The organism is Henriciella aquimarina, assembly GCF_002088975.1.
GTDB classification, from domain to species: Bacteria; Pseudomonadota; Alphaproteobacteria; order Caulobacterales; family Hyphomonadaceae; genus Henriciella; species Henriciella aquimarina.
In genome coordinates, this window is sequence record NZ_NCST01000076.1 from 22,969 (window position 1) to 32,134 (window position 9,166).

Annotated in this window: 9 protein-coding genes and 1 pseudogene; 4 read left to right on the forward strand and 6 right to left on the reverse strand. The window is 57.3% G+C overall.

The window, feature by feature from the left end; genetic code table 11:
• Positions 1-191: 191 nt before the first annotated feature.
• Positions 192-938 (reverse strand): IclR family transcriptional regulator, encoded by a 747-nt coding sequence (locus B8784_RS12260; RefSeq protein WP_084398244.1) that lies wholly within the window; start codon positions 936-938, stop codon positions 192-194.
• A 121-nt stretch (positions 939-1,059) separates the two neighbouring features.
• Between B8784_RS12260 and mhpD the strand changes: the two genes are divergently transcribed.
• The 4 genes from mhpD (at position 1,060) to B8784_RS12280 (ending at position 5,292) form a co-directional block, all read left to right on the forward strand.
• On the forward strand, positions 1,060-1,845 hold the full coding sequence (gene mhpD / locus B8784_RS12265; protein WP_324611932.1) for a 2-keto-4-pentenoate hydratase: 786 nt from the start codon (positions 1,060-1,062) through the stop codon (positions 1,843-1,845).
• Between the two features lie 14 nt (positions 1,846-1,859).
• Positions 1,860-2,813 (forward strand): acetaldehyde dehydrogenase (acetylating), encoded by a 954-nt coding sequence (locus B8784_RS12270; RefSeq protein ID WP_084398246.1) that lies wholly within the window; start codon positions 1,860-1,862, stop codon positions 2,811-2,813.
• Positions 2,810-3,850, forward strand: a complete 1,041-nt coding sequence (dmpG, locus tag B8784_RS12275) for a 4-hydroxy-2-oxovalerate aldolase (RefSeq protein ID WP_084398247.1) — start codon at positions 2,810-2,812, stop codon at positions 3,848-3,850. The genes B8784_RS12270 and dmpG overlap by 4 nt, the downstream gene beginning before the upstream one ends.
• Positions 3,851-3,943: 93 nt before the next feature.
• Positions 3,944-5,292, forward strand: a protein-coding gene (locus B8784_RS12280; protein WP_143435460.1) for an IS3 family transposase whose coding sequence is annotated in 2 segments (ribosomal slippage) — positions 3,944-4,292 and positions 4,292-5,292 — 1,350 coding nt in all. Because the reading frame shifts where the segments join, the coding sequence is not laid out codon by codon here.
• A gap of 71 nt (positions 5,293-5,363) precedes the next feature.
• Here the strand turns inward: B8784_RS12280 and B8784_RS21940 are convergent.
• From B8784_RS21940 to istA, 5 genes and pseudogenes are all read right to left on the reverse strand, one after another.
• Positions 5,364-5,444 (reverse strand): annotated as a pseudogene (locus B8784_RS21940) (integrase core domain-containing protein); the annotation flags it as partial.
• 16 nt (positions 5,445-5,460) lie between these two features.
• Entirely contained in the window at positions 5,461-6,273 is an 813-nt protein-coding gene (locus B8784_RS12290; protein ID WP_324611933.1) for an IS3 family transposase, read from the reverse strand.
• Between the two features lie 23 nt (positions 6,274-6,296).
• Positions 6,297-6,494: a transposase gene (locus B8784_RS12295; protein WP_158085668.1), complete on the reverse strand. Its 198-nt coding sequence runs from the start codon at positions 6,492-6,494 to the stop codon at positions 6,297-6,299.
• Positions 6,495-6,719: 225 nt separating this feature from the next.
• Positions 6,720-7,547: an IS21-like element helper ATPase IstB gene (gene istB / locus B8784_RS12300; protein WP_084398227.1), complete on the reverse strand. Its 828-nt coding sequence runs from the start codon at positions 7,545-7,547 to the stop codon at positions 6,720-6,722.
• On the reverse strand, positions 7,544-9,046 hold the full coding sequence (istA, locus tag B8784_RS12305) for an IS21 family transposase (protein WP_084398226.1): 1,503 nt from the start codon (positions 9,044-9,046) through the stop codon (positions 7,544-7,546). The genes istB and istA overlap by 4 nt, the downstream gene beginning before the upstream one ends.
• Positions 9,047-9,166 lie beyond the last annotated feature (120 nt).

The following is a 9,166-nucleotide window of genomic DNA, read 5'->3' on the forward strand; positions in this document are numbered from 1 at the left end:
CCGAAATCTGCGAGAAGTCCGCTTTCCAGCGACATCATTGCTCCGCATGAACTTTTCACGTGGCTTCAGACGATTGAGCCCGCGCTGGTTTCCGCAAGATCGACCGCGTCAGCACAGACTTCAGCCGCCAAACAGACAGTATTGGCAGCTGTGCCCCAGCCTGCTTCACCGCATAGGAAAATCGCGAATTTCTAGTACAGTAGCCTGCTGATTTCCTCGGAAGCTTTCTGCAAATCCAGCAATCGGGCCGGTCGATCTCGCTCCAGGAGTTCCTGCGTACGTGCAGAAACTGATAGTCCGGCAATTGTCCGGCCCTTTGGATCGACGACCGGAACGGCTAGGCAGAACAGGGTGTCCTCTATCTCTCCGCAATCAACCGAGTGCCCGGATTTGCGGACACCCCCGATTTCTTTTGCTAGTGCGTGCGGATCGGTGATGGTGTTTTTTGTCAGTGACGGGAAAGCACCTTCAGATAGATATTTATCCAGTTCCGTACTGCTCAGCCCGGCAAGCAACACTTTCCCAATCCCGGAACAATATGCCTCAAGTTGGTGACTCTCTCGCGTGAACACGGCTTCTCCTTCCGGCTCAGACTTGGTGAGGTAAGTGACCATGTCCTGTTCGAAAATCCCGAGATGCGAGACCATGCCGACTGCTTTCGCCAGAGCTGAAACAACAGGACGGCCCACCTCCCCCAATCGACGGGAGAAATCAGCCTGATCGAACACTTCCAGCAGCATCGTTCCGGGTAAGAGGCTGCCATTCCGATCACGGAAAATCAGCCCATGCCGCGCAAGAGCTGCGAGATGCCGATAGGCCGTTGCCCTGGGCAGGCAGCACTTTTCGGCAAGTTGCAGAGCCGTTGCTTCATTCGGACACGTCAGCAACTCGGTGAGGAGTAACAGGGTTTTGTCCAATGATTTTGAGCCTTCGACCATAGACCACCTCACATAGCACTTTCCCACATTATGGGAATCATCAAGTCGTCGCAACTTGCCATTTTTCACAGCACAAACTCATAGGGGACCGAGCATTATCAAAATTGCCGGAGAGTATTTTGTGAAACGAGACATGTATCAGGCGGCGGCAGACCTTCTGTTCGAAGCTCATCAGACCGGAAAATTCATCGCCCCCCTACGCGAAACCATCGGCCTCTCTGTCGAGGCAGGCTACGCCGTACAGGCGATCAACACCGAGCGCTGGCTCAAACAGGGCCGTCGGATTGTGGGCCGTAAGATCGGGCTGACATCGGCAGCCGTACAGGCGCAGTTGGGGGTCGATCAGCCAGACTTCGGTGTCCTCTTTGCGGACATGGAATATCCGGATGGCGCCGAACTGCCCATCTCAGACCTGCAGCAGCCGAAGGCCGAAGCGGAAATCGCCCTTATCCTCAAACATGATATCGACCAGCCGGACATTACACAGGCTGAACTGATCCGGGCGGTCGACCATGTCCTGCCCGCCATCGAAATCGTTGGAAGCCGGATCAGCAACTGGGACATCAGGATTTCAGACACAATTGCGGACAATGCTTCGTCCGGTCTTTACGTTCTTGGTGGTTCAGCCCGCACGCTGACAGGTGTCGACCTTGCAGAGGCCAGCATGGTTCTCAAACGCAACAGCCGCCCTGTCTCGTATGGTGCGGGTATCGCCTGCCTGGGTCATCCGCTGAACGCTGCCGTGTGGCTGGCGCGCACATGCGCCCAGCGCGGCGAAGGCCTGAAAGCCGGCGATGTGGTCCTGACCGGCGCGCTCGGACCGATGGTGGAGATCGCCGCGGGCGATGCCTTCGAAGCAACCATTTCCGGACTGGGAAGCGTTCGTTTCACAGTCAGCACAAACTAGAAAGGGCAACCACCATGGCCGAACAGGAAGAAAAGGTCAAATGCGCGATCATCGGGTCCGGCAATATCGGCACGGATCTCATCATGAAGATCAAACGCCGGTCGAAACTTCTGGAAATCGTCGCGCTGGTCGGGATCGATCCGGAATCGGATGGTTTGAAGCGTGCTGCGCGAATGGGTATTGCAACAACTGCTGAAGGCATAGATGGCTTTGTGAAGATGCCGGAATTCAAGGACGTCGTCTTCGTCTTCGATGCGACTTCCGCCGGCGCTCATGCCAGACACAATGAAGTACTGCGTGAGCACGGCAAGCGTGTGATAGATTTGACGCCTGCCGCAATCGGCCCGTTTGTGATCCCGTCGGTGAATCTCGACGACCATCTCAATGAACCAAATATCAATATGGTGACTTGCGGCGGCCAGGCGACGATCCCGATCGTTGCCGCGGTAAACAGGGTCTCGCCGGTTCGCTATGCAGAGATCGTCGCCTCCATTGCGTCAAAATCGGCCGGCCCCGGCACACGGGCGAATATTGACGAGTTCACTGAAACGACCTCCCACGCAATCGAGAAAGTCGGCGGCGCAGAGCGCGGCAAGGCCATAATCATTCTGAACCCGGCGGAACCGCCACTCATGATGCGTGATACGGTCTACTGCCTCTGCGACGATGAAGATGAGGACGCCATCCGGGCTTCGATCCAGCATACGATCGATGAAGTGAGCAGCTTTGTTCCCGGCTACCGCCTCAAGCAATCCGTTCAGTTCGAACGGTTCGGAAACAATCGCCCACTCTACCTGCCGGATCAGGACATGGAATTCACCGGCCTCAAAGTTTCTGTCTTCCTCGAAGTAGAAGGCGCAGCCCATTATCTGCCCGCCTATGCCGGTAATCTCGACATCATGACATCCGCTGCGGTTCAGGCTGCAGAACGGATTGTGTCACTCAGTCAGAAGGAGACAGCGGCATGACAACACCCCCGAAACTCTACATCCAGGATGTGACGTTGCGCGATGGTATGCATGCAGTGCGTCACCAATACGATATCGAGCACGTCAAGACAATCGCAAAGGCTCTGGATCAGGCCGGTGTCGATGCCATCGAGATTGCACATGGCGATGGTCTGGCGGGCTCCAGTGTGAATTATGGCTTCGGCAAGACAACTGACTGGAAATGGATCGAAGCCGTTGCCGAAGTGGTTGAGAATGCCGTGGTCACAACATTGCTCCTGCCGGGTATCGGTACAATCACCGAACTCAAACGTGCTTACGATCTTGGAGTTCGCTCCGTACGAGTGGCAACACATTGCACGGAAGCGGATGTTTCGAAGCAACACATCGCCTATGCGCGTGAGCTTGGGATGGATGTTTCCGGCTTCCTAATGATGAGCCACATGGCAGAGCCGAATCAGTTGGCACAACAGGCAAAACTCATGGAAGAGTATGGCGCCCTCTGCGTCTATGTGACCGACTCCGGGGGTGCCATGAACATGGATGATGTCGCAGCTCGCCTCGAAGCGTATGACAAAGTTCTCAAGCCCGAAACGCAACGCGGCATTCACGCCCACCACAACCTATCCTTTGGTGTCGCAAACTCCGTCGTCGCTGTTCAGCACGGTGCGATCCGGGTTGACGCCTCTCTGGCGGGCATGGGCGCAGGTGCCGGCAATGCCCCACTGGAAGTGTTCATCGCGGCGGCCGACAAATATGGCTGGGAGCACGGATGCGATCTTTTCCAGCTGATGGATGCCGCTGAAAATCTCGTCCGTCCCCTGCAGGACCGCCCGGTCCAGGTGGATCGTGAAACGTTGTCGCTCGGCTATGCGGGTGTCTATTCCTCCTTCCTGCGGCATGCGGAGAAAGCCTCTCTGGACTACGGAATCGACGTCCGCACTATCCTTATGGAGCTTGGAAGGCGCCGCATGGTCGGTGGCCAGGAAGACATGATTGTCGATGTGGCCCTCGATCTGATGAAGACGAGAACAGAAGAACTGCAGCGACGACAATAATCTCAATTGTTCCCCGTCAGTGACCATGAGACAGATCGGTCAAATTGCTTAAGGAGGATTTCTGGCAGATCGTAGCCCGCCAAGGGAGCGAAGATGAGACAGGAATCTGAGCCGGACGGATCGGCCGAACGACATGTGAAGGAAATCCGCCGGAAGACCCGGCGTAAATTCTCCGCCGAGGAGAAGATCCGTATTGTGCTGGAAGGCCTGCGCGGAGAGTATTCGATTGCCGAACTGTGCCGGCGTGAGGGGATCGCCCAGGGGCTGTATTACACCTGGTCGAAGGAGTTCCTGGAAGCTGGCAAGAGGCGACTCTCCGGCGATACGGAACGCCAGGCAACGTCCGGCGAGGTGAGCGACCTGAAGCGCGAGATGCGTGACCTGAAGGAGGTCGTTGCCGACCTGACACTGGAAAACCGCATCCTCAAAAAAAGCGTGACCGGGGATGGGGAGGATATCGAATGAGATACCCCGCCTCCGAGAAGCTTGAGATCATCCGGCTGGTCGAGCAATCGCACCAGCCGGTCAAGAAGACGCTGGAGCAGACCGGCGTGTCGCGTCCGACCTTTTACAGATGGTATGATCTGTATCGCCGGTTCGGTGAGGCTGCTCTCGAAGACCGGCGTGGTGGCTCTGGCCGCGTGTGGAACCGCATCCCGAATGAGGTGCGTCAGCAGGTGCTGGAAATGGCCCTGGATCAGCCGGCTCTCTCTCCCCGGGAGCTGGCGGTGACGTTCACCGATGAGAAGCGCTACTTCGTCTCGGAAGCCAGTGTTTACAGGCTTTTGAAGGCCCACGACCTGATCACCAGCCCGGCCTTCATCGTGATGAAAGCGGCTGACGAGTTCAGGGAGAAAACCACCGCGCCAAACCAGCTCTGGCAGACCGACTTCACCTATCTGAAAGTGATCGGCTGGGGGTGGTTCTATCTCTCCACGGTGCTCGATGACTTCTCCCGCTACACCATTGCCTGGAAGCTCTGCAACGGCATGGCGACGAGCGATGTTGAGGATACGCTCAACCTGGCACTGGAGGTTTCAGGCCTGGATGAGGCGAATGTGGTTCATCGTCCGAGACTACTCTCAGACAACGGACCATCTTACATCTCTGGCGACCTGGCAGAGTATCCTGCCAGCAAGGGCATGGCGGATACACGCGGGGCGCCTTACCATCCCCAGACGCAAGGAAAGATCGAGCGCTGGCATCAGACCCTGAAGAACCGCATCCTGCTGGAAAACTACTTCCTGCCTGGAGACCTTGAAGCACAGATCGACGCCTTCGTCGGCTACTACAACCATCAGCGCTATCACGAGAGCCTGAACAACCTCACCCCAGCAGATGTCTACACCGGGCGCGGCCAGACCATCCTGCTCGAACGCGAGAAAATCAAAAGAAGGACGATGAAACTACGGCGCTTGCAGCACGCCCAATCCGCTGCTTAACTCAAACCCAGATGTGCCAGACCCTCCTTATGTCAGGCAGCCTGAAGTCTCAAATTACCTGACGACGGACACAGGCATTCTGCCCTGAACCGCCCATTGAAGGACTCGATGAAGGCATTGTCTGTCGGCTTTCCGGGCCGTGAGAAATCCAGCTGTCCAGCCCCAAATTTATGTGCCATTAGATTGTAAGGTTTCGGGGACTGGCGGGCGCATGCCAAGGGCCTGATGAGGGCGGACAGTATTGTACTGCGTGAGCCATTTTCCGATGACGATTTTTGCTTGTTTTACGGATGCAAACCATTCTGCGTTCAAGACCTCTCGGCGCAGGGTTCCATTGAACCGCTCATTGTATCCATTCTCCCAAGGAGACCCGGGTGCGATGAAGAGAGGTTTTATGCCAACCTTTGTGAGCCATTCCTGAAGGTGTATCGCTTGGAACTCCCGGCCATTGTCACTGCGCACATGTTCAGGCTTCCCATGTTTGAGGATCAGTCGGTATAAAACCTCCAGCACCTCTGCGGAGCCCATTCGGTCTTTAACCTCAACACATAGAGCTTCGCGGGTGTATTCATCCAGCACTGTGAGCATCTTGTATGGCCGACCGCTGGCCAGGCGATCATGGACGAAGTCGATGCTCCAGACATGGTTTTGATAAAGCGGGCGCAATCTGATCACGGAACTGTCCTTGTGATACAGCCGCCCCCGCTTTCTCTGGCGCTGCGGGAGTTGCAAGCCCTCTTCGCGCCAGAGCCGGGCGACCTTCTTTGTGTTGACCTGCCAGCCTTCTACGCGAAGAAGCTCAGCAATCTTGCGATACCCGTACCTCCCATACTTTTTGGTCAGCCTGATCATTGCCAGACGCAGATCATGATCATCGCGCCCCGGATTTCGGGGAGTATAATTGAAGCTGGACCTTGCCAAGCCGACTGTCCTGCATGTGCGCCGCTCAGAGGTGGCAAGCCTCTGGCGCACATGGATCACGGCCTGACGAACGTCGGCAAGCGTCAGGCCTTGGGCTTTAGATAATCAAGCGTTTCCTTGAGGATCAGCTTGTCGAGTTCTAGATCCGCAACAATCCGTTTCAGCCGGGCATTTTCTTTTTCTAGCGACTTCATTTCCTTCAGCTGAGACTTGCCCATGCCACCGTACTTTTTACGCCATGTGTAGTAACTCGCATCCGATACGCCTGCTTTGCGTGTCAATCTCGGATTAAAAACGTACCAGTCTGGCGCCGTAAAAACGTACCACTGAGTGGCGAGTTGGGCTGGCCGGTGCAGCGACAATCAGCTTGAGAATGAGCGTTATTTGGTGAGGCGTGGCCGCGGGCGCGGCGCTGCGGAATGACGCAAAAGGCGCGCTGACCGTCTTCGAGTCAGGGCGCGCCTTTTGTCCATTCCGCATTGTTTTCGGCGTTTCGCCGCCGCTGATTATCCGTTCGCTTCGGCGCCAGCGTTTGCTTCCGGCCCCTGTTTGTTCTTCTTGGCCTGCGTGAGCCGGTAGCTTTCACCATTCATTTCCAAAATATGAACGTGGTGGGTGAGCCGGTCGAGGAGCGCCCCGGTGAGACGCTCCGAACCGAAGGTTTGCGTCCATTCATCGAACGGCAAATTGCTGGTGACGATGGTGGCGCCGCGCTCATAGCGTTGGGAGAACACTTCGAAGAGAAGCTCGGCGCCCGTTTTCGACAATGGCACAAAACCCAGTTCGTCGATGATCAAAAGTTTCAGATTGCCGAGCTGGCGCTGCAGCCGCAGGAGCCGTTTCTCGTCGCGCGCTTCCATCAGTTCATGAACGAGGGCGGCGGCCGTCATGAACCCGACCGCCAGTCCCTTCTGGCAGGCGGCAAGCCCAAGGCCGAGCGCGATATGGGTTTTGCCCGTGCCGCTGGGCCCGAGCGCAATGACGTTCTCGCGCCGATCAATATATTCGCAGCGGGCGAGATCGCGCACGAGCGGCTTGTTCAGCGTCGGCATCGCCTTGAAGTCGAACGTATCGAGGCTTTTGACCGACGGGAACTTCGCCGCCCGGATGCGCCGGTCAACAAGACGCCGCTCCCGGTCGATCATCTCCAGTTCTGTCAGCCGCAGGAGATATTTGACATGATCGTCGCCGGCTTTAGCGGCTAATCCGGCCTGCTTTTCATATTCGCGCTTGAAGCTCGGCAGGCGCAGCGTCTTCAGATAATGATCGAGCAGGAGGTGCGGCGGCTTCGTTTCCGGGGCCGGCGCAGCGTCAACGACAGGCGCTTCACTCATGCTACGGACCTTTCCCTGATCAGCGCCAGATAAGAGCGCGCTTTCGTGGTCGCCACATCCGCCTTCGGCAGATTGGGATAGCGCTCAAGATTAAGCCGGGCCGGACGCTTTTCGACCGCACACAGCGTCAATTGCTTGACCGCGTCATAGGAGATCGTTTGCAGGCGCATCGCGTCGCGAACCGCCCGCTCGACATGTTTCATCGGGAAGGTCTCAAGAAGACGCAGCACCTGGATATATTCCCGCTTGCCGTGCTTGCCCATCCGCCCCTCGGCGCGCCGGCGGAACTCGCCAAAACAGTCCAGCAGATTCCAGCCTTTGAGCGGCGCCGCCTGATCGAGCGCCCCGGGCTTCTTTTCAAGCAGCGCCAGATAATGCAGCGGATAAAAAACAATGTCGTCGCGTTCATAAGAGCGCTCATGCCGGGCGATCTCTTCCGCGCCGCAGGAGATCACCACCTTGTCGACGAAGCCCTTGATCAGCACCTGGCGATGCGCATAGGCGCTCGGCACCGAGTAATCCGACAGCCGGTAGCGCACGAGCGCCTGGCTCGTCGCCTGACCGGAGCGGCGGTCGCACGCCTCATAGGTTCCCCCGGGCAGGTCCCGGAAGGCGCACCTGTCCGCCTCAAAGCGTTCGCCCACGGTTCCGTCCTTGCCCCGCATTTGCCGGTCGCGGCGCTTACGGCAATCCCTCACGAGTTTGGCGTTCAGCTTTTCGAACGATGTCGCCCGCGGGATCGGCACAAGGAAGTTCCGGCGGGCGAAGCCGACGAGATTCTCCACCTTGCCCTTGTCATTGCCGCAGGCCGGGCGGCCGAAACGGTCCTTGAACAGATAATGCGATACCAGCCCGGAGAACATTTGCGTGCGTTGGCGTTTGCCGTCGCCCAGTATCCGCGCGACGATCCGCTTGGAGTTGTCGTAAAGAATCGTCTGCGGCACGCCGTCAAAATACTTGAAGGCGCGAACATGACCCTCGCACCAGGCTTCCGCCGTCTCCTGCGGGAACACCTGAACGAAGGCGTCATCGCTATAGGGAAGGCTCATCACGAACACCGCCGCGGTCTGCTGGACGCCGCCGATCACGACTTGCGCTTCGCCAAAATCCACCTGCGCGTGGCCAGGAGCATGCGCCAAGGGCACAAAGGCCTCCTTCAGCACAAGCCGGCGATCGCCCACATAATCGCGCACCGTCGTATAGCCGCCGTCAAAGCCGTACTCGTCCTTTAACCGGTCGAATATCCGCTGGATTGTGTGCCGCTGCTTTTTCGGAACTTCCAGATCCTGCTGCAGGATCGCGTCAATCACACCCGTATAGGGATCGAGCTTCGGGCGCTTCACCGGCTTTGAGCGCCGGTAACCCGGCGGAACTGAATGCGATAACGCTTTGTTAACCGTGTCTCGGTGAACCCCGAACTTCCGCGACGCCGCGCGACGCGACATGCCGTCAATAATAACCGCTACTCTTATCTGCTCATATAAATGCACGCCATACATCCCCGGGGCTCGCTTTTCGCAAAACCCAGGGGCATATCCCCGGAAACGAAAATAAATGGCCCACTTTTACACCGCCAAAATCAGGCGGCCACGTGGCACACTTTCTCACCGATATTCACA

Coding starts and splice junctions, on each gene's coding strand:
- dmpG (WP_084398247.1), top strand. CDS start 2,810: ATGACAACACCCCCGAAACTCTACATCCAGGATGTGACGTTGCGCGAT.
- istB (WP_084398227.1), bottom strand. CDS start 7,547: ATGAGTGAAGCGCCTGTCGTTGACGCTGCGCCGGCCCCGGAAACGAAG.
- istA (WP_084398226.1), bottom strand. CDS start 9,046: ATGTATGGCGTGCATTTATATGAGCAGATAAGAGTAGCGGTTATTATT.
- B8784_RS12260 (WP_084398244.1), bottom strand. CDS start 938: ATGGTCGAAGGCTCAAAATCATTGGACAAAACCCTGTTACTCCTCACC.
- B8784_RS12270 (WP_084398246.1), top strand. CDS start 1,860: ATGGCCGAACAGGAAGAAAAGGTCAAATGCGCGATCATCGGGTCCGGC.